The organism is Pseudomonas sp. GW821-FHT09C09, from assembly GCF_059418105.1.
In genome coordinates this window covers 290,016-314,644 of sequence record NZ_JBWKPF010000005.1, presented here as the reverse complement: position 1 = coordinate 314,644, position 24,629 = coordinate 290,016, and the positions used below count along the sequence as shown (strand labels likewise).

Annotated in this window: 26 protein-coding genes; 9 read left to right on the top strand and 17 right to left on the bottom strand. The window is 59.6% G+C overall.

Features of this window, described 5'->3' with window-relative positions; translation table 11 throughout:
• Positions 1–52 precede the first annotated feature (52 nt).
• Together glpK and AC07NR_RS18010 are read right to left on the bottom strand one after the other, a co-directional pair.
• Complete coding sequence (gene glpK, locus AC07NR_RS18015) at positions 53–1,555, bottom strand: glycerol kinase GlpK (protein ID WP_085709488.1); 1,503 nt, start codon at positions 1,553–1,555, stop codon at positions 53–55.
• 78 nt (positions 1,556–1,633) lie between these two features.
• Positions 1,634–2,485, bottom strand: coding sequence for an MIP/aquaporin family protein (locus AC07NR_RS18010; protein WP_134827960.1), 852 nt, complete (start codon positions 2,483–2,485; stop codon positions 1,634–1,636).
• Between the two features lie 362 nt (positions 2,486–2,847).
• Between AC07NR_RS18010 and ybaK the strand changes: the two genes are divergently transcribed.
• Entirely contained in the window at positions 2,848–3,318 is a 471-nt protein-coding gene (gene ybaK, locus AC07NR_RS18005) for a Cys-tRNA(Pro) deacylase (RefSeq protein ID WP_085709490.1), read from the top strand.
• Positions 3,319–3,407: 89 nt separating this feature from the next.
• Complete coding sequence (locus AC07NR_RS18000) at positions 3,408–4,190, top strand: PhzF family phenazine biosynthesis protein (protein WP_248739255.1); 783 nt, start codon at positions 3,408–3,410, stop codon at positions 4,188–4,190.
• 44 nt (positions 4,191–4,234) lie between these two features.
• Here AC07NR_RS18000 and AC07NR_RS17995 read toward each other — a convergent pair whose 3' ends face one another.
• On the bottom strand, positions 4,235–5,344 hold the full coding sequence (locus tag AC07NR_RS17995; RefSeq protein ID WP_114885218.1) for an ABC transporter ATP-binding protein: 1,110 nt from the start codon (positions 5,342–5,344) through the stop codon (positions 4,235–4,237).
• Positions 5,341–6,261, bottom strand: a complete 921-nt coding sequence (gene argF, locus AC07NR_RS17990) for an ornithine carbamoyltransferase (RefSeq protein WP_085709493.1) — start codon at positions 6,259–6,261, stop codon at positions 5,341–5,343. Before argF ends, AC07NR_RS17995 begins: the two co-directional genes overlap by 4 nt.
• A 394-nt stretch (positions 6,262–6,655) precedes the next feature.
• Between argF and plzR the strand changes: the two genes are divergently transcribed.
• From plzR to grxD, 3 genes are all read left to right on the top strand, one after another.
• Positions 6,656–6,946: a PlzR type 4 pili assembly inhibitor gene (gene plzR / locus AC07NR_RS17985; protein ID WP_085730176.1), complete on the top strand. Its 291-nt coding sequence runs from the start codon at positions 6,656–6,658 to the stop codon at positions 6,944–6,946.
• 137 nt (positions 6,947–7,083) lie between these two features.
• On the top strand, positions 7,084–9,189 hold the full coding sequence (locus AC07NR_RS17980) for a molybdopterin oxidoreductase family protein (protein WP_495079072.1): 2,106 nt from the start codon (positions 7,084–7,086) through the stop codon (positions 9,187–9,189).
• A 97-nt stretch (positions 9,190–9,286) separates the two neighbouring features.
• Positions 9,287–9,628 carry a Grx4 family monothiol glutaredoxin gene (grxD, locus tag AC07NR_RS17975; protein WP_039765841.1) on the top strand — a complete coding sequence of 114 codons (342 nt, stop codon included), beginning with the start codon at positions 9,287–9,289 and terminating at the stop codon, positions 9,626–9,628.
• 106 nt (positions 9,629–9,734) lie between these two features.
• Here the strand turns inward: grxD and bfr are convergent, their stop codons facing one another.
• Both bfr and AC07NR_RS17965 read right to left on the bottom strand, forming a co-directional pair.
• On the bottom strand, positions 9,735–10,211 hold the full coding sequence (bfr, locus tag AC07NR_RS17970) for a bacterioferritin (RefSeq protein WP_114885214.1): 477 nt from the start codon (positions 10,209–10,211) through the stop codon (positions 9,735–9,737).
• Positions 10,212–10,410: 199 nt separating this feature from the next.
• Positions 10,411–10,629 (bottom strand): bacterioferritin-associated ferredoxin, encoded by a 219-nt coding sequence (locus tag AC07NR_RS17965; protein WP_003227725.1) that lies wholly within the window; start codon positions 10,627–10,629, stop codon positions 10,411–10,413.
• 291 nt (positions 10,630–10,920) lie between these two features.
• Between AC07NR_RS17965 and AC07NR_RS17960 the strand changes: the two genes are divergently transcribed.
• A complete protein-coding gene (locus tag AC07NR_RS17960) occupies positions 10,921–11,523 on the top strand; it encodes a peroxiredoxin (RefSeq protein WP_007963972.1) in 603 nt (200 codons plus the stop codon).
• A 74-nt stretch (positions 11,524–11,597) separates the two neighbouring features.
• On the opposite strand, the gene rnt is transcribed toward AC07NR_RS17960, so the two are convergent.
• Together rnt and pyrC are read right to left on the bottom strand one after the other, a co-directional pair.
• Positions 11,598–12,272 (bottom strand): ribonuclease T, encoded by a 675-nt coding sequence (gene rnt, locus AC07NR_RS17955; protein ID WP_085709496.1) that lies wholly within the window; start codon positions 12,270–12,272, stop codon positions 11,598–11,600.
• Positions 12,269–13,315 (bottom strand): dihydroorotase, encoded by a 1,047-nt coding sequence (pyrC, locus tag AC07NR_RS17950; protein ID WP_047296199.1) that lies wholly within the window; start codon positions 13,313–13,315, stop codon positions 12,269–12,271. Before pyrC ends, rnt begins: the two co-directional genes overlap by 4 nt.
• A 160-nt stretch (positions 13,316–13,475) precedes the next feature.
• Here pyrC and AC07NR_RS17945 point away from each other — a divergent pair, with 160 nt between their 5' ends.
• Positions 13,476–14,384: a flagellar protein MotY gene (locus tag AC07NR_RS17945; RefSeq protein ID WP_248739252.1), complete on the top strand. Its 909-nt coding sequence runs from the start codon at positions 13,476–13,478 to the stop codon at positions 14,382–14,384.
• A 129-nt stretch (positions 14,385–14,513) separates the two neighbouring features.
• Entirely contained in the window at positions 14,514–15,731 is a 1,218-nt protein-coding gene (locus AC07NR_RS17940; RefSeq protein ID WP_007963976.1) for an argininosuccinate synthase, read from the top strand.
• Positions 15,732–15,889: 158 nt separating this feature from the next.
• Here AC07NR_RS17940 and AC07NR_RS17935 read toward each other — a convergent pair whose 3' ends face one another.
• Entirely contained in the window at positions 15,890–16,474 is a 585-nt protein-coding gene (locus AC07NR_RS17935; RefSeq protein WP_305833505.1) for a hypothetical protein, read from the bottom strand.
• A 335-nt stretch (positions 16,475–16,809) separates the two neighbouring features.
• On the opposite strand from AC07NR_RS17935, the gene AC07NR_RS17930 reads away from it, so the two are divergent.
• Positions 16,810–17,436 carry a response regulator transcription factor gene (locus AC07NR_RS17930; RefSeq protein WP_085730184.1) on the top strand — a complete coding sequence of 209 codons (627 nt, stop codon included), beginning with the start codon at positions 16,810–16,812 and terminating at the stop codon, positions 17,434–17,436.
• An 87-nt stretch (positions 17,437–17,523) separates the two neighbouring features.
• Here the strand turns inward: AC07NR_RS17930 and AC07NR_RS17925 are convergent, their stop codons facing one another.
• The 8 genes from AC07NR_RS17925 to metG form a co-directional block, all read right to left on the bottom strand.
• Positions 17,524–17,697, bottom strand: coding sequence for a PA3496 family putative envelope integrity protein (locus tag AC07NR_RS17925; RefSeq protein WP_167443787.1), 174 nt, complete (start codon positions 17,695–17,697; stop codon positions 17,524–17,526).
• A gap of 107 nt (positions 17,698–17,804) precedes the next feature.
• Positions 17,805–18,443 (bottom strand): endonuclease III, encoded by a 639-nt coding sequence (gene nth, locus AC07NR_RS17920; protein WP_085709532.1) that lies wholly within the window; start codon positions 18,441–18,443, stop codon positions 17,805–17,807.
• Positions 18,440–19,021 (bottom strand): Rnf-Nqr domain containing protein, encoded by a 582-nt coding sequence (locus AC07NR_RS17915; protein ID WP_248739250.1) that lies wholly within the window; start codon positions 19,019–19,021, stop codon positions 18,440–18,442. Before AC07NR_RS17915 ends, nth begins: the two co-directional genes overlap by 4 nt.
• Positions 19,018–19,623, bottom strand: coding sequence for an RnfABCDGE type electron transport complex subunit G (locus AC07NR_RS17910; protein WP_248739249.1), 606 nt, complete (start codon positions 19,621–19,623; stop codon positions 19,018–19,020). The genes AC07NR_RS17915 and AC07NR_RS17910 overlap by 4 nt, the downstream gene beginning before the upstream one ends.
• A complete protein-coding gene (locus AC07NR_RS17905; RefSeq protein WP_248739248.1) occupies positions 19,620–20,603 on the bottom strand; it encodes an RnfABCDGE type electron transport complex subunit D in 984 nt (327 codons plus the stop codon). The genes AC07NR_RS17910 and AC07NR_RS17905 overlap by 4 nt, the downstream gene beginning before the upstream one ends.
• A complete protein-coding gene (gene rsxB / locus AC07NR_RS17900) occupies positions 20,590–21,804 on the bottom strand; it encodes an electron transport complex subunit RsxB (protein ID WP_423204202.1) in 1,215 nt (404 codons plus the stop codon). The genes AC07NR_RS17905 and rsxB overlap by 14 nt, the downstream gene beginning before the upstream one ends.
• Entirely contained in the window at positions 21,801–22,370 is a 570-nt protein-coding gene (locus tag AC07NR_RS17895) for an electron transport complex protein RnfA (RefSeq protein WP_495079071.1), read from the bottom strand. Before AC07NR_RS17895 ends, rsxB begins: the two co-directional genes overlap by 4 nt.
• Positions 22,371–22,501: 131 nt before the next feature.
• Positions 22,502–24,553, bottom strand: coding sequence for a methionine--tRNA ligase (gene metG, locus AC07NR_RS17890; RefSeq protein WP_248739245.1), 2,052 nt, complete (start codon positions 24,551–24,553; stop codon positions 22,502–22,504).
• Between the last annotated feature and the right edge of the window lie 76 nt (positions 24,554–24,629).

The following is a 24,629-nucleotide window of genomic DNA, read 5'->3' as shown; positions in this document are numbered from 1 at the left end:
GCAGGAATCCGCTCCCGACCAGTTACATGCCGTTACCAGTCCTCAGACTGGCTTATTCAGCGTCCTCACGTTCCCAGTCACGGGTACGGCTGACGGCTTTTTTCCAGCCTTTATACAGCTTCTCTTTTGCCGCTTCGTCCAGGCTCGGTTCGAACTCGCGCTCGATCACTGCCTTGCCGCGCAGTTCTTCCAGGCTGCCCCAGAAACCGCACGCCAGGCCGGCCAGGTACGCCGCACCGAGTGCAGTGGTTTCGCGCATTTGCGGACGCTCGACCTGAGTGCCGAGGATGTCGGCCTGGAACTGCATGAGGAAGTTGTTCGCCACCGCACCACCGTCCACGCGCAGGGCTTTCAGGCGTTCGCCGGAGTCCTGTTGCATGGCGTCGAGCACGTCGCGGGTCTGGTAGGCGATCGATTCCAGCGCAGCGCGGATGATGTGATCCACACGTACGCCGCGAGTCAGGCCGAACAGCGCGCCACGGGCATACGGGTCCCAGTACGGAGCGCCGAGGCCGGTGAAGGCTGGCACCAGGTAGACGCCGTTGCTGTCCTTCACTTTATTGGCGAAGTACTCGGTGTCGTGGGCGTCGTTGATGATTTTCAGTTCATCGCGCAGCCATTGCACGGTCGAACCGCCGTTGAACACAGCACCTTCCAGCGCGTAAGCCACTTCGCCGCGGGGGCCGCAGGCGATGGTGGTGAGCATGCCGTGCTGGGATTTCACCGCTTTGTCGCCGGTGTTCATCAGCAGGAAGCAGCCGGTGCCATAGGTGTTTTTCGCCTGGCCCGGCTCGACGCACATCTGGCCGAACAGTGCAGCCTGCTGGTCACCGGCGATACCGCCGATGGCGATGCCGCTCTTGGTGCGACCGTAGATTTCCGAGGAGGCTTTGACTTCCGGCAGCATCTCGCGCGGGATGTCGAGGATCTCCAGCATCTTCGAATCCCACTCCAGCGAGTGGATGTTGAAGAGCATGGTCCGCGAGGCGTTGGTGTAGTCGGTGACGTGCACCTTGCCGCCGGTGAATTTCCAGATCAGCCAGCTGTCGACGGTGCCGAACAGCAGTTCGCCATTGCGCGCACGCTCACGGCTGCCTTCGACGTTGTCGAGGATCCACTTCAGTTTGGTGCCGGAGAAGTACGGGTCGGTGACCAGGCCGGTGTTCTCACGGATGTAGTCTTCATGACCGTCGCGCTTGAGCTGCTGGCAGATCTCGGTGCTGCGGCGGCATTGCCAGACGATCGCGTTGTAGACCGGGCGGCCGGTGGTCTTGTCCCAGACCACGGTGGTTTCACGCTGGTTGGTGATGCCGATGGCGGCGACCTGGTCGTGGTGCAAACCGGCCTGGGCCAGCGCCTCGACCATCACTGCGCTCTGGGTGGCGAAAATTTCCATCGGATCGTGTTCGACCCAACCGGCTTGCGGGTAATGCTGGGCGAATTCGCGCTGCGCGGTGCAGACCACGTTCGCATCGCGGTCGAAAATGATCGCGCGGGAGCTGGTCGTACCCTGATCGAGGGCAATGATGTAGTTCTTATTCTGAATGTCGGTCATGTCGATTGCCTTGGACGAAATAAGGGTGAGTGGGCCGTGGCGCGGGCTCGAAATGGGCAGGAACCCGCGCCGACTGTTTCAAGAAGTTCTTGGTTTGCCGTCAATGGCCGGTTCTGCGTCCTTTGTAGCAGGTGTGGCGCCGGTCAGGTGACGGGCAATCAGCCCGCGATACCCGGCAGCGCCGAGGCAGGCACCGACAATCGGTGCAAAAATCGGAATCAGGAAGTACGGGATTTCACGGGCGCCGGTGAAGGAAATTTCACCCCAGCCTGCGAAGAAAGTCATCAGTTTCGGACCGAAGTCACGGGCCGGGTTCATCGCGAAACCGGTCAGCGGGCCCATCGAACTGCCGATCACGGCAATCAGCAGGCCGATCAGCAGCGGCGCCAGCGGGCCTTTCGGTAGACCGTTATTGTCGTCGGTCAGGGACATGATCACGCCCATCAGGATCGCGGTGATGATCACCTCGACCAGGAACGCCTGAGCGGTCGACAGCGCAGGGTTCGGGAAGGTGGAGAACACCGAGGCCAGTTCCAGGCTGGCGGCCGAGCCACGAACCATATGGTGAGTTTGTTCGAAATCGAAGAACAGGTTGCTGTACAGCGTGTAAACCAACAGCGCGCCGCAGAAGGCGCCGGCGACCTGGGAAAGAATGTAGAACGGCAGTTTGCGCTTTTCGAAGTCGGCGAAAATGCTCAGGGCGATACTGACGGCAGGGTTCAGGTGCGCACCGGAAACTCCGGCGGTGAGGTAGATCGCCATGCTCACGCCGACGCCCCAGATGATGCTGATTTCCCACAGGCCGAAACTCGCGCCCGCGACCTTGAGCGCGGCGACGCAGCCCGTACCGAAAAAGATCAGCAGTGCAGTACCCAGAAACTCGGCCAGGCACTGGCTCGAGAGCGATGGTTGCTGTAACGCAGTTGTCATTGAAAACCTCGGTTTTTGTTGTTGTCTGGCGCGGTTGCCGACAGGGCAAGGCGCGATTTTCGCCGGGGCAGGATCCCCATCCTGTTCCCGGTTTACTGCTGGGTGCTGCGGTGACGATAATTCTTACATTATTCAGATTCGAAAAAATATAGACAAGAAACAAAGCTGTCAAAGGTCGAAAGTGAACCATCGGTCACAAATAAACTATCAGCCAGGTGAATGATTCTGCGGGGGCACTCCCCGGGCAATCCCGCTGTCAGCCTGCAAGCCCCGGGAAACGTGGCGTGCAGTAGAGCCTTTTGCGTGGCGATGGCCTAGAATCCGGCGCAGGATTTTTTGTCACTGCCGAGCCCGGAGCTGCCATGACCCCTGCGTTGGACTTGTTGAAAAAAGTTCGTGCCGAACATCGCGTGCACAGTTACGAACATGACCCAAAGGCTGCGTCCTATGGGCTGGAGGCCGCGGAAAAACTGGGGCTGGAACCGGCGCAGGTGTTCAAGACGCTGCTGGCGGCCAGTGAAAAAGGTGAATTGCTGGTCGCGGTGGTGCCGGTCGTCGGAAGCCTCGACCTCAAGGGACTCGCCCACGCCGCTGGAGTGAAAAAAGTGGAAATGGCCGACCCGGCCGCTGCCCAACGTTCCACCGGTTACCTGTTGGGTGGGATCAGCCCGCTGGGGCAGAAAAAACGCCTGCGCACCTTTATTGATAATTCCGCCCAAGGTTTTGCGACCATTTATGTCAGTGCCGGTCGACGTGGCCTGGAGGTCGAACTGGCGCCCGCCGTCCTCGCCGAGCACACCCAGGCGAAGTTCGCCGACATTGGTCGCGCCTGAGTTCTGTATGAGAAAAATTGACCGGTTCTGTCACTGGCGATGAACAAGCCGTAGCGGCATGCTCTTTCGACTGACACAGGGAGAAGGTTATGCAGCTCGAGTTTCATCAGGTCGACGCATTCAGCGATCGGCCCTTCAGTGGCAACCCGGCGATGGTTTATCGGCTCGACGCCTGGCTCGCGGACGACTTGATGCAGAAGATCGCCGCCGAGCACAACCTGGCGGAAACCGCATTTCTGGTGCGCGAAGGCCAGGCCTGGCATATTCGCTGGTTCACGCCGACCACCGAAGTGCCGTTGTGCGGTCACGCGACGCTAGCCAGTGCCTATGTGCTGTTCGAGATCTATAAGGAAAGCGCCGAGCGTCTGGACTTCACCTGCAAGTCCGGGCCGTTGAGTGTCAGCCGTGAAGGTGGCCGGCTGTGGCTGGATTTCCCGGCTATTGAAGCGGTGGAGAAAGGCGTCACCGTGGAGATCGAGCGGGCGTTGAATGTCCAGGCGGTGGATGTTCTGAGTTCCAACGAGCTGTTCGTGGTGCTGGAGTCCGAGCAGGCGGTGCTCGATTGCACGCCGGACATGGTCGCCCTGGCCAAGCTTCCTTGGCTCGGCGCCATCGTCACGGCCCGGGGCAATCAGCATGATTTCGTCTCGCGCTATTTCGCTCCGGCCATCGGCATCAATGAAGACCCGGTCACGGGGTCGACCCATTGCAGCCTGATTCCGTACTGGTCAAAACGCCTGGGCAAGTCGAGCCTGACCGCTTGCCAGCGTTCTGCGCGGGGCGGCGAGCTGTTCTGTCGGCTGGAAGGCGAGCGGGTGAAGATTGGCGGGAATGCGACGCTCGTTGCGAGCGGCACCCTGATGCTGGGTTAAGGCAAAAAGAGAGGGAGCCATCAGGCTCCCTCTCTTTTTGCGGGTCAGTGGGCAGTGCTATATCGGCGAACACCGTTTTCCACGGCCGGAATCTGCGCAGCCGTGCTACCGGACGCCTGGAACAACACCAGATGTTCCGCCGCCACCCGAATCCCGACATCCGCACCAACCTGGTGGTCTGCGTGGCTCGGGAAGATCGATTCCAGTTGCGCGCCGGTCGGCAGTTGCAGGCGATACAGGGTCGAAGCCCCGAGGAAGGTCTTGCCGACGATCCGTGCTTTCAACCCGCTGTCCGGCGCATAAACGATGTCATCCGGACGCAGCAGGACATCCACCGCGCCGCCGGTCGGCCAGGTGTAGGCGCGATTGCCGCGCAGTTCGCCGAGTTCGGTGTGCACCGATTCCGGGCTGCCGAGCTGGCCGCGAATGAAGTAACCCTGACCGATAAAGCTCGCCACAAACGGCGTCGCCGGCTCGTGATAGAGGTTGTACGGCGTATCCCACTGCTCCAGCCGGCCTTCCTTGAACACGCCGACGTGATCGCTGACGGCGAAGGCTTCTTCCTGATCGTGAGTCACCAGAATCGCACTGGTGCCACGGGCCTTGAGGATGTCGCGTACCTCGTGGCTGAGCTTGCGTCGCAGTTCGCCGTCGAGGTTGGAGAACGGTTCGTCGAGCAGCAGCAGTTGCGGTTCCGGCGCCAGGGCGCGGGCGAGGGCGACACGTTGCTGCTGGCCACCGGACAATTCGTGCGGAAAGCGCTTGCCGAGGTTCTTCAGGTTGACCAGTTCCAGCAACTCTTCGACGACGCGCTCCTTGTTCGGGTGCTTGCGAATGCCGAAGGCGATGTTGTCCGCGACGCTCAGGTGCGGGAACAGCGCGTAGTCCTGGAACACCATGCCGATCCGGCGTTTTTCCGGGGCGAGGGTGAAACCGGCGCTGGAGATGGTTTCACCGCCGAGCTGGATTTCCCCTTCGTGCACCGGTTCGAAACCGGCGATGGCGCGCAGGGTGGTGGTCTTGCCGCAGCCCGAGGAACCGAGCAGGCAACCGATGTCACCGGCGTTGAGGTGCAGATTGAGGTTCTGCACCACACGTTGATCTTGATAGCCGCAAGCGAGGTTGCGCAGGTTCAGCAGTAATTCATGACTCATGCGTGGTGATATGCCGGTTCGACGAGGAACTCGAGCAGGGCCTTCTGTGCGTGGAGACGGTTTTCTGCCTGATCCCAGGCGACGGAGCGCGGGTCATCGAGCAGATCGAGGCTGATTTCCTCCCCGCGATGGGCGGGCAGGCAGTGCATGAATAGCACGTCCTCGGCGGCCAGGTCGAGCAGGGCGCGATTGACCTGGAAAGGTGCGAACAGCTGCAGACGCTTGGCGGTTTCCTCTTCCTGGCCCATGGAGGTCCAGACGTCGGTGCTCACCAGGTGTGCGCCACGCACGGCGTCCTTCGGGTCGCGGACGATGGTCACGCGGTCACCGGCCCTGGCGACGAACTCGGGATTCGGCTCGTAGCCTTCCGGGCAGGCCACGCGCAACTGGAAGTCGAACTGGATCGCCGCTTCTATATAGCTGTTGCACATGTTGTTGCCGTCGCCTATCCACGCCACGGTCTTGCCCTGGATCGAGCCGCGGTGTTCGAGGAAGGTCTGCATGTCGGCCAGCAACTGGCACGGGTGCAGGTCATCGGACAGGCCGTTGATCACCGGCACGCGGGAGTTGGCGGCGAATTCGGTCAGGGTGCTGTGGGCAAAGGTACGGATCATCACCGCATCGAGCATGCTCGACATGACGATGGCGCAGTCGCCGATGGGCTCGCCACGGCCCAGCTGGGTGTCGCGCGGCGAAAGGAAGATCGCCTGGCCACCGAGCTGGATCATGCCGGCCTCGAAGGAGATCCGGGTACGGGTCGAGGATTTCTCGAAGATCATCCCCAGGACGCGGTTTTTCAGAGGCTCGAACAGTACGCCGCGGTTACGCAGGTCCTTGAGCTCAACGCCTCGACGGATCACGCTGACCAGCTCTTCGGGCGTGCAATCCATCAGGGAGAGAAAGTGCCTTGCGCTCATCATTGACTACCTTTTTGCTACAAACCGCAGATGCTCAAAGCCTTGTTTACGGGAACAACGGGCGAGACCTGCGGCGTAAGCCGCACGGGGGCGACGAAATAGGGGGAGGCGCGATATTGACACTAAATGTCGCGTTTTTCCAATAGGCTACGATTTTTGCGGATTTTGCGGGGGTGACGAGGTCACACGAAGCGCTTGTTTGAAGCCGGATTTCCCGACCTTTGTACACTGGCGCCGCAGGGCTTGGCAATCAGGCGGGGCGGGGATGGAGCAGACCTGGTCGGTTTGCGACCGGTCGGCCATGGAAGCGCCGGTCGGATGTCAGACCTGAAACATTTGCTAAAGCAAAGTGCTGGGTTATAAATAACTCACGAGCGACGCAGGAAGCCTCCGCATGGAATCGAAAGAAAAACTGTTAATGGAATTGCTGGGCCACACGGCACGCTCACTGACTCATCTGACCGCATCGGTCACCTCCCTGTCCTTCGAGCTGCTGCGCAGTGAAGACGAAGTGGTCAAGACCGCCGGCCGCCACATGATTGATCGCATGGCGACCATCAGCACCGGGCTCGACGAGCATTGGCGACTGATCGGCGAACTCACCGGCGTGCACGTCGCCCACGAGCAGATCGAAACCATTCAGGAAATCCAGCTGGCGGCGCCACCCCAGTTGCCCTCCAGTTGATCGCGATGAAGGGCTATCGGCTCGCCTGATAGTCGTCGATTCACAAGACGAACGTCGCTGGCGCCACGCCCGGCCACGCGCCATAGTTTTGTTCCCGCAGGCGTTATTGCCTGCCCAGAACAAGACAGAGACTGGCCATGACCAAGACTCTCCATCACCGTGCGTGCCACCTGTGCGAAGCCATTTGTGGCCTGAGCATCGAAACCACTGAAACCGACGGCCATGTGCAGATCACCTCGATCAAGGGTGACGCACTGGATACCTTCAGTCGCGGGCACATCTGCCCCAAGGCTGTGGCGCTGCAAGACATTCAGAACGATCCGGATCGCCTGCGCCAACCCATGCGTCGAGTCGGCAGTGAATGGTTGCCGATCGGGTGGGAAGAAGCTTTTGAGCTGGTGGCTGAAAAGCTGTCGGCGATTCAAACGCGTCATGGGCAAAACTCGGTTGCCGTGTATCAGGGCAATCCGAGCGTGCACAACTACGGGCTGATGACCCACAGCAATTACTTTCTGGGCCTGCTGAAAACCCGCAATCGTTACTCGGCCACTTCTGTCGACCAACTGCCCCATCACCTGACCAGCTACTTGATGTACGGCCACGGTTTGCTGCTGCCGATCCCGGACATCGATCACACCGACTTCATGCTGATCCTGGGCGGCAACCCGCTGGCGTCCAACGGCAGCATCATGACCGTGCCGGATGTGGAAAAGCGTCTGAAGGCGATTCAGGCCCGGGGCGGCAAAGTGGTGGTGGTCGATCCACGGCGCAGCGAGACGGCGGCGATGGCCGATCAGCATCTGTTCGTGCGTCCGGGTGGCGATGCGGCGTTGCTGTTTGGTGTACTCAATACGCTGTTCAGCGAAGGACTGACGTCGGACAGCCATCTGCCGGTGGACGGTCTCGACGACGTGCGCGCAGCGGTGGCGGCGTTCACGGCCGAGGCCATGAGCCCGTTGTGCGCCGTTCCCGCCGAGCAGATCCGCCAATTGGCCCGGGACTTCGCCGCTGCGCCAAGCGCCGTCTGCTACGGCCGGATGGGTGTTTCCACCCAGGCCTTCGGCACGCTGTGCCATTGGGTCGTGCAGTTGATCAACCTGGTGACCGGCAATCTCGACCGTGTGGGCGGCGCTCTGTGCACCGAGCCGGCAGTGGATCTGGTGGCGTCCACCTCGGGCGGACATTTCAACAAATGGCAAAGCCGGGTCTCGGGTCGCCCGGAGTACGGCGGCGAGCTGCCGGTCTCTGCGCTGGCCGAAGAAATGCTCACCGAAGGTGAAGGGCAGATCCGTGCGTTGATCACCGTCGCCGGCAACCCGGTACTGTCCACGCCTAATGGCCGACAACTGGAGCAGGCACTGGACGGGCTGGAGTTCATGGTCAGCGTCGACCTGTACATCAACGAAACCACGCGCTACGCGGACCTGATCCTGCCGTCCACCTCGGCGCTGGAGAACGATCACTACGACACCACGTTCAACCTGTTCGCGGTGCGCAACGTCACCCGTTTCAACCGGGCGATCCTCGCCAAACCCGAGGGCGCGCTGCATGACTGGGAAATCTTCGTCGGCCTGGCCAAGGCTTTTGCGGCGAAGACCGACAAGGAACTGAAGCCGACGATGCCGCCGGCGAAGATGATCGATATGGGCCTGCGCATGGGCCTGTATGGCGATGCATCCGAGCACAAGTTGTCGCTGGCGACGCTGTTCGATCATCCGCACGGCGTTGATCTGGGGGCTCTGAAACCCAACCTGGCATCGCGATTGAAGACTGCCAATCAACGCGTTCAGGCAGCGCCGCCGGAGATTCTCGCCGACCTGGCGCGGTTCTCTGCCTTGCAGGCGCCGGCTGCCGGTGAACTGTTGATGATTGGTCGCCGTCACGTGCGCAGCAATAACTCTTGGATGCACAACTATCATCGACTGGTGAAGGGCAAGCCGCGTCATCAGTTGCTGATGAACCCGGACGATCTCGCCAGTCGCGGGCTCACTGATGGTCAGCTTGTGCGCGTCAGCTCCCGGGTCGGGCAGATCGAGGTCGAGGTGCTCGGCAGTGCGGACATGATGCCGGGCGTGGTCAGCCTGCCCCACGGCTGGGGCCATGCCCGACCGGGTGTGCAGATGGCGATTGCCAGCGGCCAGCCGGGTTCCAGCGCCAACGATCTGACCGATGAATGCCAGCTCGACGAGTTGTCGGGCAATGCGGCGCTCAACGGCGTTCCGGTGACGGTGGCGGCGGCTTGAGCATGTCTGTCGGGGAGACCGAGCAGCGCGCTCGGGATTCCGTTACAATGCGCCACCGTGCCGACCCATGAGTCGGAAAGTTCAGCCGAGGTGCTCCATGGATATCATCGAAACGATTAAAGAGCAGATTGCCAACAACACCATTCTGCTTTACATGAAAGGCTCGCCGAATGCCCCGCAGTGTGGCTTCTCCGCGAAAGCTGCTCAGGCCGTCATGGGCTGTGGCGAGAAGTTCGCCTACGTCGACATCCTGCAGAACCCGGAAATCCGTGCCAACCTGCCGAAGTACGCCAACTGGCCGACTTTCCCGCAGCTGTGGGTAGCCGGTGAACTGGTCGGCGGCAGCGACATCATGGCTGAAATGTTCGCCAACGGTGAACTGCAGACTCTGGTCAAGGAAGCATCCGCCAAGGCTGCTGCGGCCAAGTCCGAAGCCTGATCGGTTTCAGCCCGGATTTCGGCGAGTCTGAAGTCCGGGCAATAAAAAGCCCCGCCTCTCGAAAGAGGGCGGGGCTTTTTAATGTCTCGAGTTCAGCGCTTGCTGATTACTCGTCGTCGCCCATCTGCGATTGCAGATAGTTCTCGAGACCGACTTTATCGATCAGGCCCAGTTGGGTTTCCAGCCAGTCGATGTGTTCTTCTTCGGATTCGAGAATGTCTTCAAGCAGTTCGCGGCTGCCGAAGTCGCCAACCGATTCGCAGTGAGCGATGGCGGCTTTCAGATCGGCATGGCCGGTCTTCTCGATGCGCAGATCGCACTCCAGCATTTCCTTGGTGTGCTCGCCGATGTGCAGCTTGCCCAGGTCCTGCACGTTCGGCAGGCCTTCAAGGAACAGGATGCGCTTGATCAGCTTGTCCGCGTGCTTCATCTCGTCGATGGATTCGTGGTACTCGTGCTTGCCCAGCTTGTTCAGGCCCCAATCTTCATACATGCGCGCATGCAGGAAGTACTGATTGATCGCGACCAGCTCATTGGCAAGGATCTTGTTGAGATGCTGGATGACTGTTACGTCGCCTTTCATGATGGGAGTCCTGCCCTAAGTAGCGGTATATACGGCAGAGTTTGAGCTTGGTATTTATAAGTGTCAAACCTAAGTTATTGAATAATATATGAAAATTAATCGGAATAAGAATGTTTGTGTTCCGCGTCTAGTCGCTAAGCAATTGATTTGCAGGCATAAAAAAACCGGACATTAGTCCGGTTCTTCGAATTGGGTGCAATTACGCTGCAGTAAATTCTACAGGGTAGGGGATCGCGGCCTGGGCGGTTTGCAGCTTGGTCAGGGTTTCGCGTACCACTTCCTTCGCAAGGCAGGCACATTTGCCGCATTGGCTGGCTACGCCGGTGGCCTGACGGACTTCTTTATAGCTGCAGCAACCTTCATAGATCGCTTCGCGGATCTGTCCGTCGGTGACGCCAGTGCAGAGGCAAACATACATAAGTGAGAACCGTCGCTGGTTGTGGCTCAATTGCGATGGATCTTAATGTTAACGAGAATGATTGTCAAAGTGCTTTCCCAACGGTTTTCATCGCCAACGGCTGTGACTGACGAACGGTGGTGAATGGCTGAATGCCAGCCGGGATTTCGCGAAAAACCTTTGAGGACAGTCGAAAAACGCAGTGTATGATGGTCGGCCCTTGCGAAGGGGGTTCGTGTCACAGGGCTGTCGCCTGAGGGTGACAGGCTGGCGCGGACCCTGAACTTCAAGTTTCTACACCAGGAGATATCAATGAGCGTACTCGTAGGCAAACAAGCCCCTGACTTCACCGTCCCGGCCGTACTCGGCAATGGCGAGATCGTTGACAGCTTCACCCTGTCCTCGGCCATCAAAGGCAAATACGGCCTGGTGTTCTTCTACCCGCTGGACTTCACCTTCGTCTGCCCGTCCGAGCTGATCGCTCTGGACAACCGCATGGCTGACTTCAAGGCGCGCAACGTAGAAGTGGTCGCTGTGTCGATCGACTCGCACTTCACCCACAACGCCTGGCGCAACACCCCGGTCAACAATGGCGGCATCGGCCAGGTGAAATACACCATGGCTGCCGACATGAAGCACGAAATCGCCAAGGCCTACGACGTTGAATCCGAAGGCGGCGTGGCTTTCCGTGGCGCATTCCTGATCGACGACAAGGGCGTTGTCCGCTCGCAGATCATCAACGACCTGCCGCTGGGCCGTAACATGGAAGAGCTGATCCGTCTGGTCGACGCTCTGCAATTCCACGAAGAGCACGGCGAAGTCTGCCCTGCCAACTGGAAAAAAGGCGACAAAGGCATGAACGCTTCGCCGGAAGGCGTTGCGGCATACCTGACCGAGAACGCTGCTGCCCTGTAAGGCGCAACGTCGAGGTACAAAAAAACCGGCTCTTGAGCCGGTTTTTTCATGCGTGGGGTTTAACCCGACGACCATCAGTCGTCGAAGTCTTCCCAGCCGCCCATCTGCTTCCAGCGGTTGACGATGCCGCAGAACAGCTCGGCAGTCTTTTCGGTGTCGTAACGCGCGGAGTGCGCTTCACGGCCATCGAAATCGATGTCGGCTGCCTGACAGGCCTTGGCCAGTACGGTCTGACCGTACGCCAGACCCGCGAGGGTCGCGGTGTCGAAGCTGGAGAACGGGTGGAACGGATTGCGCTTCATGTCCAGCCGCGCGACGGCAGCGTTGAGGAAGCCCAGGTCGAAGCTGCTGTTGTGGCCGACCAGGATCGCCCGCTTGCAACCGTTGGCCTTCAAGGCCTTGCGCACGCCTCGGAAGATATCGGTCAGGGCCGTCTCTTCGCTGACCGCCATGCGCAACGGGTGATCGAGCTTGATTCCGGTGAACTCCAGCGCCGCCGCTTCGATGTTGGCGCCTTCGAACGGCTCGACACGGAAGAAGTAGGTGTGATCCGGGTAGACGAAACCCTTTTCATCCATGGCGATGGTGGTCGCGGCAATCTCCAGCAGAGCGTCGGTGGCCGAGTTGAAGCCTCCGGTTTCTACGTCGACGACAACCGGCAGGTAGCCGCGAAAGCGTGCTGCCATCGGATGGCGCGAACCGCCGCCACCTTGACCGTCCAGTTCGTCGTCGAAATGGTCTTCACTCACGCGTGTTCCTCCAGCAGGCGCCAGCGCAGTTTTTCACCGGCGCGCAGCGGGATAACGTTCAGCTCGCCGAAGGGCAGGCTGGTCGGGGCGGTCCATTCTTCACGAACCAGGGTGATACGGTCGGTGTTGGCCGGCAGACCGTAGAAGCGCGGGCCATTGAGGCTGGCGAAGGCTTCGAGCTTGTCCAGCGCATTGCGCTGCTCGAAGGCTTCGGCATACAGCTCGATGGCGGCGTACGCGGTGTAGCAGCCGGCACAGCCGCAGGCGGCTTCCTTGGCGTGCTGGGCGTGCGGCGCCGAGTCGGTGCCGAGGAAGAACTTCGCGCTGCCACTGGTGGCCGCGTCGAGCAGAGCTTCCTGATGCGTATTACGCTTGAGGATCGGCAGGCAATAGAAGTGCGGCCGGATCCCGCCCACCAGCATGTGGTTGCGGTTGTACAGCAGGTGATGCGCGGTGATGGTCGCGCCGACGTTGGCCGAAGCCTCGTTGACGAACTGCACGGCATCGCCGGTGGTGATGTGTTCGAACACGACCTTGAGCGTCGGGAAACGCTCGACCACGCGGCGCATGTGCTCGTCGATGAAGATTTTTTCGCGGTCGAACACGTCGACGTCGCCACGGGTGACTTCACCGTGGATCAACAGCGGCATGCCGACTTCGGCCATGGCTTCCAGCGCCGGGAAGATCTTGTCGATGCTGGTGACCCCGGAATCGGAGTTGGTGGTGGCGCCGGCCGGGTACAACTTGGCCGCGTGGACAAAACCGCTGGCCTTGGCTTCACGAATTTCTTCGGGCTGGGTACGGTCGGTGAGGTACAGCACCATCAACGGCTCGAAACGACTGCCGGCCGGGCGGGCAGCGAGAATCCGCTGGCGATAGCCGTCGGCTTCAGCGGCGTTGCGCACCGGAGGTACCAGGTTAGGCATGATGATGGCGCGACCAAAGGTGCGCGCAACATCTGCAACGGTATTGGTCAACACGGCACCATCGCGAAGATGAATGTGCCAGTCGTCGGGACGCAGCAGGGTCAGGCGGTCGGACATGAGGGGATTCCAGGCGGGTCAAACTGAGGCGAATGCTACCGGAAAAGACTCTTGCAGGCACTCGCTATCAAGTTTTGCGACGAGCGTCCGATATCCCATAGGTATGCCGTAAACATGTATGTATCGGTCTTTTTTGTTGTAGAAGCCAATGGAGCCTCCCGTGCGCCAGCGTTATTTAGCCTTGCTCAGTGTGTTTGCCAGTCTTCCCGCGATGGCATTGACCTACCAGACCCGTCTGGAGAACATTGAGTGGACGGTCGAAGGCGACAAGTTCGAATGCCGCCTGACGCAGCCGATCACCGATTTCGGCTCGGGCCAGTTCGTGCGCAAGGCCGGCGAGCAGGCGATCTTTCGCCTGAATGCCTACAACGCGATGCTGGGCGGTGGTTCGGCAACCTTGCTGGCGGCGGCAGCGCCCTGGCAGCCGGGACGCAATGACATCAACCTGGGCAGCGTCAGGATCGGCACCGGCAACGTGCTGTTCAACAGTTCGCAATCGCAGGCCGGCGGGTTGATCAGTGGTTTGCTGGAAGGTCGCAGCCCGGTGGTGCGACGTGCCTCCGGCGATGGGCGGGTCTCCGAAGTGCGCCTGCTGCCGGTCAAGTTCAGCAAGGCGTTCAACGACTACCAGACCTGCGTGGCGAAACTGCTCCCGCAGAATTTCGATCAGGTCAAAAACTCGCAGGTCGGTTTTCCGGGCGAAGGCACCGATCTGGACGCCGCTGCGAAAGCCAAACTGCAAGTGATGCTCGAGTTCATGAAGGCCGATCCGACGGTCAATCACATTGAGCTCGATGGCTATTCCGACAACAGCGGCAATCGCCTGACCAATCGTGAGCTGTCGCGCCGTCGTGCGCTGGCGGTGGTCGATTTCTTCAAGGCCAACGGCATCGCCGAATCGCAGATCACCGTGCGTTTCCACGGCGAGCAATACCCGCTGGTACCGAACACCAACGCCGCCAACCGGGCGAAAAACCGGCGGGTCAGCGTGAAGCTGGCCCGGGTGGCACCGGTTGCCGCTCCAGCACCTCAAGCCAGTACGCCTGCCAACGCCGCGGCGACTTCCTGACCTGTCGGTCATCGTCGCGCTCTCGACAGATTCTGTCGCTTTGTCGTCTTAAGCTGTCGCGCCTCTGTAAATTATCGCGTTTGAGCGGTAGACTCCTCGGCTTTCCGTAGAACCCCGTGGAGTGATGGCATGGCGGACGTAAACAAGGTCGTTCTGGCGTATTCCGGCGGCCTGGACACTTCGGTGATCCTCAAGTGGCTGCAGGATACTTATAACTGTGAAGTCGTGACCTTCACCGCTGACCTGGGTCAGGGCGAAGAGGTCGAGCCGGCTCGCGCCAAGGCGCAGGCCATGGGCGTCAAAGAAATCTACATCGACGACCTGCGCGAAGAATTCGTGCGTGACTTCGTGTTCCCGATGTTCCGCGCCAACACCGTTTACGAAGGCGAGTACCTGCTGGGTACTTCCATCGCGCGTCCGCTGATCGCCAAGCGTCTGATCGAAATCGCCAACGAAACCGGCGCCGACGCCATTTCCCACGGCGCGACCGGCAAGGGCAACGATCAGGTACGTTTCGAACTGGGTGCCTACGCGCTCAAGCCAGGCGTAAAAGTGATCGCCCCTTGGCGCGAGTGGGACCTGCTGTCCCGCGAGAAGCTGATGGATTACGCCGAGAAGCACGCGATCCCGATCGAGCGTCACGGCAAGAAGAAATCCCCGTACTCGATGGACGCCAACCTGCTGCACATTTCCTATGAAGGCGGCGTGCTGGAAGACACCTGGACCGAGCACGAAGAAGACATGTGGCGCTGGACCGTCTCCCCGGAGAAGGCTCCCGACACCCCGCAATACCTGGAACTGACCTACCGCAACGGCGACATCGTCGCGCTGGACGGCGTCGAAATGACCCCGGCCACCGTACTGGCGACCCTGAACAAGATCGGTGGTCAACACGGTATCGGCCGTCTCGACATCGTTGAAAACCGTTACGTCGGCATGAAGTCCCGTGGCTGCTACGAAACCCCGGGCGGCACCATCATGCTGCGTGCTCACCGCGCCATTGAATCGATCACCCTGGACCGCGAAGTCGCTCACCTGAAAGACGAGTTGATGCCGAAGTACGCCAGCCTGATCTACACCGGCTACTGGTGGAGCCCTGAGCGTCTGATGCTGCAACAGATGATCGACGCCTCCCAGGTCAACGTGAACGGCGTCGTGCGCCTGAAACTGTACAAGGGCAACGTGATCGTGACCGGCCGCAAATCCGACGACTCGCTGTTCGACGCCAACATCGCGACCTTCGAAGAAGACGGCGGCGCTTACAACCAGGCCGACGCGGCGGGCTTCATCAAGCTCAATGCGCTGCGCATGCGGATTGCTGCCAACAAGGGCCGCAAGCTGTTCTGAGCCCCTCGGGCCTGATGTGAAATAGCGGCCTTGTCGTTGTGACAAGGCCGCTATGCTGGAAAACCCTTCTGTTTACCTGATCGTTGCCGATCAGCGTTTCCGAATTAATTGGCACTTTGTGCATCGCATTGATGTGCTTCGTGTATCCGCGCCTCAATTTAAACTTTTCCCAATACAGTGATGTTCAGCGATTGGACGTCGTAAATAATACAATGCGTCGTTCCCGTGGTTTTTTTTCCTTGTTTTAGCGTTTTGGCGAAATTTTCTTTCGGTAAAATATCCGACATGTCGTCGGTTAAAACGAGGAGTATTCTTGGTAAGTTCTCACCGGGATGTGGGATTTTTTTCAATAACGTGTCGATTTTTGATTCGGTATTCGGTCCTCGAGTATCAATGATGCACAGCGTGTGCAGTGGTTTTGGTAGTTTTACGGTGTGTGATCCTGTATTCGATTGAACTGTAAGTTCGCCGAGAAAGTCAGGGGGTTGATCTTTGAAAGCCTTGAGAAAGTTCTTGTCGTTATCAAAGTCGGAGGGCGCATAAAGGGAGCGGTAGTTGAAGTTCAATGTGATGAAGAACAGGAATAGCAAATAGAATGGAAAGCTGATCAGAAACCAGATGTAGATTTCCCTTTCATCCTGGTCAAGGAAGGGCAAGGACACCGCCGCGGACGTTTCGGAGATGAATGCGAATATGGCAATGACACTGATGGGGTTGGTGATTTTTCTGTTGATCTTTAACATATCCTTTACTCATGAGTGTGATCGTTCTCGTCATGTTGGGTGGTTTGAATTGTTGTAGTTGGGAGAATGTGCTTCCCGGTATTTGGTGTTTATAGTAAAAAAGGCTGGATGGGTATAAGTATGTTGTTTCGGCTTTTTTTTCGTATTGAGTGCATCTTTTTCAAGGTTCGCTATCAAGCAGTCATGCCAGTGAGCCTTTTCTGTAGGATAAATCTTTATTGCCTGTAGGAAGTGTCTCTCGCTACTGATGCAAGGGAACTTCGCTATGCCATGGATGAAATGACTACGTTATTGTGCCGGTTCTAAAAATTCGAACAGCGAAACTGGACTTGCCCATGAATAAAGTGCTGATCGTGGATGATCATCCTGTCATTCGTCTTGCGGTGCGTATGCTGATGGAGCGTCATGGCTACGAAGTCATTGCAGAAACGGATAACGGAGTGGATGCATTACAACTGGCTCGTGACCAGATGCCCGATATCGTCATTCTGGATATCGGTATACCGAAACTCGATGGTCTGGAAGTGATTGCGCGGCTGACGACCAGCGCGATGCCCCTGAAAGTGCTGGTGCTGACCTCCCAGGCCCCGGGGCATTTTTCCATGCGTTGCATGCAGTCGGGGGCAGCAGGATATGTTTGCAAGCAACAGGATCTGACCGAACTGCTCAGCGCTATCAAGGCTGTGCTGTCCGGGTACAGTTATTTTCCGAATCAGGCGTTGCACACCGTACGCACCAGCCTGGGAAATGCCAGTGAAGCGGATATGGTCGATCGCCTTTCCGGGCGCGAGATGATGGTGTTGCAGCAACTGGCACGCGGCAAGACCAACAAGGAAATCGCCGATGGCATGTTTCTCAGCAACAAGACTGTCAGCACCTACAAGACACGGCTGTTGTTGAAGCTCAACGCGCGTTCGCTGGTGGATCTGATCGAACTGGCCCAGCGTAATGGCCTGGTCTGACCGCTTCAGTCGCTGACGGATCATGGGCAGATCGGCATCAGCATGCAGCAGAAACGAAAAAGCCTCCGTTGCGGAGGCTTTTAAATGTCAGAGATCAAAGTCGTAATCGGCCAATTGCTTTTGCAGTCGGCGTTCCTCAAGCATGTTATCGATGGTCCGGCGTTTGCTCAGGTTGGTCTTGGCGACCTCAACCACCGGTTCGTCGTCCGCATCCGCGACGAAATCGTCTTCTACGTCCACTTGCTCTTTGCTGGTGCTCATAAGGTTAACTCCAGGCTAAGACTGCCTTTGGCGCTCCTTATATCGACATTCCGGCAGATCGTAAAAAAGATTTTTTCAATCGCAATATCAATAATTCCAATAGGCGCTCAATCGTCCGAAGTTTTGGCCTTGTATTCGCACAAGTCTTCGATCCGACAGCTGCCACACCGCGGCTTGCGGGCCAGGCACACATAGCGACCGTGAAGAATGAGCCAGTGGTGTGAATCGAGCAGGTATTGCTTTGGCACAAACTTCATCAGTTTGTTTTCCACTTCGACCACATTCTTGCCAGGGGCAATGCCGGTGCGGTTGCTGACCCGGAAAATGTGGGTGTCCACCGCCATCGTCAACTGTCGGAACGCGGTATTGAGCACGACGTTGGCGGTCTTGCGGCCAACGCCGGGCAATGCCTCCAGCTCTTCGCGTGTCTGCGGGACTTCGCCATTGTGCAGCTCGACCAGCATGCGACAGGTTTCGATCACGTTTTTGGCCTTGCTGTTATAGAGGCCGATAGTCTTGATGTACTCGGACAATCCTTCGACGCCCAAGGCATGAATGGCGGCCGGTGTGTTGGCCACCGGGTAAAGCTTTGCCGTCGCCTTGTTCACCCCGACGTCGGTCGATTGGGCGGACAGAATCACCGCGATCAACAATTCGAAAGGCGAAGAGTAGGCGAGTTCGGTCTTGGGTTCGGGATTGTCCTCGTGAAATCGGCGGAAGATCTCCAGACGTTTTGCGGCATTCATGGGTGATGCGTTTCCTCGGGTGGGGCGGCGGGGCGAGTCCAGGCCTGACGGGCGCCCAGTAACAGCCCCAGCAATATGAAGGCGCCGGGAGCCAGCGTCGCGAAATGCAGGCCGTCGCCGAACAGAATCAAACCTTGCCAGTGATCCGACAGGTGATGGCCGATGCTGCCCTGACCGAGCAGCTCGCGCAACACCGCCAGCACGGTCATCAGTGCGATGAACAAGCCGCACAGTTTCAGGCGTCCTCGGGCTGGCAGTCGAAAGAATCCATTGTGTTCGAATATGACGCACTGCAAACCGATCAGCCCGACGTAAAGGCTGACCAGTTGATGCCACTGCACAGCGCTGCGTTGCAGCAGAATATCGGCGCACCCCGCCAGCGTCGCGGCCAGTACCAGGCTGACCGGTAACAGGCTCTCGCCGCTCAGACGTGCCCGCAGCGCTGCCATGCACACGCCGTACAGGCTCACCACAACAGCGAACATCAGCACAATCGCCAGCGCGCCCGCGACTGAGTCAGTGGCGCCGATCAACAGCACCAGCATCATTGAGTTCGACAGTGTCGCTGACGTGTTCATGGCGCGCTCCCGAGCAGGGTCGTCCGGTGATCATCGAAATAACGCAGGGCATCGTGGATGGCGTTGATGGCTGCGCGGGACGTGATGGTTGCACCAGCGATCTGGTCGAATTGTCCCTGATCCTTTTTCAGGGCCCATCCGGCATCGGTCGGTTGGCTGCCGGATTTACCGATAAACGCCTGCAACCAGCTATTTGGCCAGTCGCCAATATGTCCGCCCAGCGCCGGCGTTTCAGTTTGCTCCAGGGTTTTCACGCCGAGCAACCGGCCATTGGCATCGATGGCAATCAGCAATTCGATGGGACCCGCATAGCCCTCGCTCCGGGTGCGTAGCAGCACCGCCACCGGTTGACCAGACTTGGTCGCCCGATAACCACCCAGCAACTCGCTGTGGCTCAAGTGGGTGTCGGCCAGCTCCAGAGGTTGTTCCAGAGGCTGATTGTCGTACGCATCGACCGAAAGCACGTCCAGCAGTTTGCGACTTTCGAGCTGGCGCTGCTCGGCGGCGATGTGCGGTGCGTTACTGCGTTGCACAACACAGGTCACACTGACGCCTATCGTTGCCAGCAACGCCAGGGTTATCAAACTGTTCGTACGGTTCATGGTTTCACCTGCGTCTGACGAGCGACTGCAAGGCGTTCCAGCGCCGGCACGCACAGATTCATCAGCAATACCGCGAACGCCACACCATCCGGATAGCCGCCCCAGGTGCGAATCAGATAGGTCAGCAGGCCGACGCCCACGCCGAACAACAAGCGGGCGAGTGGACTTTTTGCACCGGAAACCGGCTCGGTGACGATGAAGAACGCGCCAAGCATGGTGGCGCCGCTCAGCAGATGAAACAGCGGTGAGCCATGGGAGTCGGAGCCCGAACCGTTCCAGCACAGCAGGCTGATGACGAACAGACTGGCGAGCATGCCAACCGGCGCCTGCCAGCCGATCACCCGACGCTGCAGCAGGAACAGCCCGCCGGCGAGGAATGCCAGGTTCGCCCATTCGACGCCGTGCCCGCCAAAGCGACCGAATGCCGGATTGCCGGCAAACAGTTCGTCCATGGTCAGGCTTTTGTTGATGCGCAGACTGTCCAGTGCAGTGGCCTGAACCCAGGCGTCCGGCTGCGTGCCCAGATTGAACACTTGGCCAAAAGCCGCCGTCAGATCCATCCCATGGGCAGGCCAATGAGTCATCGGCTGCGGGAACATCACCATCACCAAGGCAAAGCCGAGCATGGCCGGGTTGAAAGGGTTTCGGCCCACGCCGCCGTACAAGTGTTTGCCCAACAGCAGGCCTGAGGCGATCGCCGTGACCGTCAGCCACCACGGACAATAAGGCGGCAGTGCGATGGCCAGCAGCGTGGCGCTGACCACCGCGCTGCCATCGGTCAGGGTCGCTTGCAGCGGCTGCCGGCGCAGAGAGGTCACGGCGGCTTCGACGCTCAAGGCTGTGGCGACGGACAGGATCAGGTTGATCAACACGCCCCAGCCGTAAAACCAGAACAACGCCAACAACCCCGGCAATGTCGCCAGCAGAACCAGCTTCATCGCCTGTTGCAGGCGCTCGTCCCTGGTTTCAATGGATGACATGGGCTTCTACCTGCCGCTCCGCCTCTTGCAGGCGGGTGCGGGCCTTGTCGAGGACCTCGGCTGGCGTGCCGTCGCGTCGCTGCAATTTGTTCAGGTCGGCGCGCGCGTAGGCCAGTTCGGTTTTCAGCTGACGAAGCTGATTGTCGATCGGACGTTTCTCCACACGCACAAGGTCGGGGGCCGGTTGATCGCTGGCCGCTTCTGCAGCGTGCAGCGCTTGTTCAGCGTCACGCAGCGCTTGTTCGAGTACGGCGATCTGCTCTGGCGGAGCCTCTGCGGTCTGCGCCTTTTTCAGCTCGGCACGGCGCATCGCCAATTGGATTTTCGCTCGTTTCAGGTCTGCATCCTTTGCCGGTGCCGGTGCCGCTGGGGCAGGAATAGCCTGGCTTTCCAGTTTGGACAGGGCCTGTTCGGCGGCTTCGAATTGCTGCTGTAAAACGATCAGTTGCGACTGCTGTTCGAAGGTCGGCGGATGGCCGAAGGCTTTCAGCGATTTGTGCAACTGGGCGCGGCTCATCGCCACGTCGATCTTGGCCTTTTTCAGCGCGGCGTCGGCGGTTGCGGCTTTCTGCGCGCGCACCCGTTCCAGTGCTGCCTGCACCGGATCTAGCGTGGCGGACGCAACTTCAACCTGTGCCGCTCGCTGCGCCCGGGCCTCACGTTCGGCCTGCTTCTGCTGTTCTTCTTTTTGCAGCCGGGCATTACGCCGTTCGAAACGTTGGCGGGCGTGATCGCGCTTTTCGGTGCGTGCCTGTTGCTCTTCGAGGCTGGTGGCCAGGCCGCCCACCACTGGCAGCGTTCCGATCGGCAGCGGGTGCATCTCGATGCAATCCACCGGGCACGGCGCTACGCACAGGTCGCAACCGGTGCACTCGTCGATGATCACCGTGTGCATCAGTTTCGCCGCGCCGACGATGGCATCGATCGGGCAGGCCTGAATGCACTTGGTGCAGCCAATGCATTCGGCCTCGCGAATAAACGCCACTTGCGGCGGTGCGGTGCCACGGCTGATATCCAGTTCCAGCACCGGAATTTTCAGCAGTTCGGCCAGTGCCGCGATGGTTTCGTCGCCACCCGGCGGGCACTTGTTGATCGGCTCGCCGGTGGCGATGCCTTCAGCGTAGGGTTTGCATCCGGGATGGCCGCACTTGCCGCATTGGGTCTGCGGCAGCAGGGAATCGATGCGTTGAATCAGACTCATGTTTTGATCAGTCCACTGAATCCGAGAAAGGCCACGGCCAACAGTCCGGCGCCGATCAACTGGATCGGCAGGCCACGAAAGGGCAGGGGAATATCGTTGTCGGCTGTGCGTTCGCGCAAATCGCTGAACAGGCTCAGCACCAGCCAGAAACCCAGGCCGGCGCCCAGGCTCAGCGCCGCTGCATGAAACAGGCCTTTATCCGCTTGCGCGTTGATCAGCGTCAGCCCCAGCACACCGGCATTGCCCAGCAGCAGCGGCCACAAGCCGTCGAACGGCATATCGGGTCGCCATCGCGTCAGCAACTTCAGCAACGGCGCGATCAGCAGCACGCTCAGCGGCAGGAAGACAAACAGACGCAGGAATTCCAGTTGCAATGGCACCAGCAGCCAATGCCAGATCGCGTAACCTGCCACACCGACAATCAGCATCAGGCACAACGTTGCCAGCCCCAGCGCATGCACCTGACGGCGTTCGCCCGCCAGCAGCGGATCGACGCCCAGCGGCCAGTGCAACACGAAGTTGTTGATCAGCGCAGCACTGAAGAGCGTAAGCACGAGTTCGGTCATGGTTCTGCCGGTGAGAGCGGGCGGGTGTCACTTAAGATTAGGCATTATCCGGCCGCCATGACGGGCGGGCCAGATATGAAAAATCCCACAGGCGCACGGGGTACGCCTGTGGGATCGGTCAGTGCAGAACCTTACTTGATGCGCTGACCCGGCTTGGCGCCGCTGTCCGGGCTCAGCAGGTAGATCTCTTCACCGCCAGGGCCGGCTGCCATCACCATGCCTTCGGAGATGCCGAACTTCATTTTCCGTGGCTTGAGGTTGGCGATCATCATGGTCAGACGACCGTCGAGTTTCGACGGATCCGGGTAAGCGCTCTTGATCCCGGAGAACACGTTGCGTTGCTCGTCACCGATATCCAGGGTCAGGCGCAGCAGCTTGTCCGCGCCTTCGACGTGTTCGGCTTTGACGATCAGCGCCACGCGAAGGTCGACGGCGGCGAAAGTGTCGAAGTCGATTTCCGGCGACAGCGGATCCTTGGCCAGTTCGCCGTTGCCGGCAGGCGCGGCGTCGCCGGTGTCGGTCTGGCTGGCGGTCAGGTCTTCTTTCGAGGCGTCGGTCATGGCTTGCACTTTTACCGGGTCGATGCGGGTCATCAGCGGTTTGAATTCGTTCAACTGGTGGTTGGCCAGCAGGGTGGTGTGGTCGTTCCAGGTCAGCGGGGCGACGTTGAGGAACGCCTCGGCATCGGCGGCCAGCACTGGCAGCACCGGCTTGAGGAAGATCACCAGCTGGCGGAACAGGTTGATTGCCGTGGCGCAGACCGCCTGGACTTCATCCTGCTTGCCTTCCTGCTTGTTCAGCGACCATGGTGCCTTGTCGGCGATCCAGGCGTTGGCACGGTCGGCCAGAGCCATGGTTTCGCGCATGGCACGGGCAAAATCGCGGGCTTCATAAGCGTCGGCGATGCTCGGCGCGGCAGCCAGGAACGCTTCAGTCAGTTCCGGCGCGGCGTTGTTGTCCACCAGCAGGCCGGCGTTGCCCTTCTGGATGAAACCGGCGCAACGGCTGGCGATGTTGACGACTTTGCCGACCAGGTCGGAGTTGACCTTCTGCACGAAGTCTTCGAGGTTCAGGTCGAGATCGTCCACGCCACGGCCCAGTTTGGCCGCGTAGTAGTACCGCAGGTATTCCGGCGACAGGTGATCCAGGTAGGTACGGGCCTTGATGAAGGTGCCGCGGGACTTGGACATCTTCTGACCGTTGACGGTCAGGTAGCCGTGCACGTTGATCCCGGTCGGCTTGCGGAAACCCGCGCCTTCGAGCATCGCCGGCCAGAACAGGGCGTGGAAGTTGACGATGTCCTTGCCGATGAAGTGGTACAGCTCGGCGGTGGAGTCCTTGCCCCAGAACGCGTCGAAGTCCAGCTCCGGCGTGCGGTTGCACAGGTTCTTGAAGCTGGCCATGTAGCCGATCGGCGCGTCCAGCCACACGTAGAAGTACTTGCCCGGCTCGCCCGGGATCTCGAAACCGAAGTACGGCGCATCGCGGGAGATGTCCCACTGTTGCAGGCCGGCGTCCAGCCATTCGGCGATCTTGTTGGCGACGGCATCCTGCAGGGTGCCGCTGCGGGTCCAGGTCTGCAGCATCTGCTGGAAGTCCGGCAGCTTGAAGAAGAAGTGCTGGGAATCCTTGAGCACCGGAGTGGCGCCGGAGATTGCCGACTTCGGATCCTTCAGGTCGGTCGGCGCGTAGGTCGCACCGCATTTTTCGCAGTTGTCGCCGTACTGGTCTTCGGTGCCGCATTTCGGGCAGGTGCCCTTGATGAAGCGGTCGGCCAGGAACATTTTCTTTTCCGGGTCGAAATACTGGGTGATCGAACGTTGGGCAATGTGCCCGGCGTCACGCAGTTTCAGGTAGATCTGGCTCGACAGCTCACGGTTTTCTTCGGCGTGAGTGGAGTGGAAGTTGTCGAAGTCCACCAGGAACTCGGCAAAGTCGGCGCTGTGTTCGGCCTGGACGTTGGCGATCAGTTGTTCCGGGGTGATGCCTTCCTTTTCCGCGCGCAGCATGATCGCCGAACCGTGGGCGTCGTCGGCGCAGACATAAATGCACTGATTGCCGCGATGCTTCTGGAAGCGCACCCACATATCGGTCTGGATGTACTCCAGCATATGGCCAAGGTGGATCGAACCGTTGGCGTAGGGCAGGGCGCTGGTGACGAGAATCTTGCGTGGTTCGGACATGTGGGGCTTCGCTACTTGATGAAACGGAGGTCGGCCACTATAAAGCGCCGGGAAAGATATTTCACCCCTGCAAATG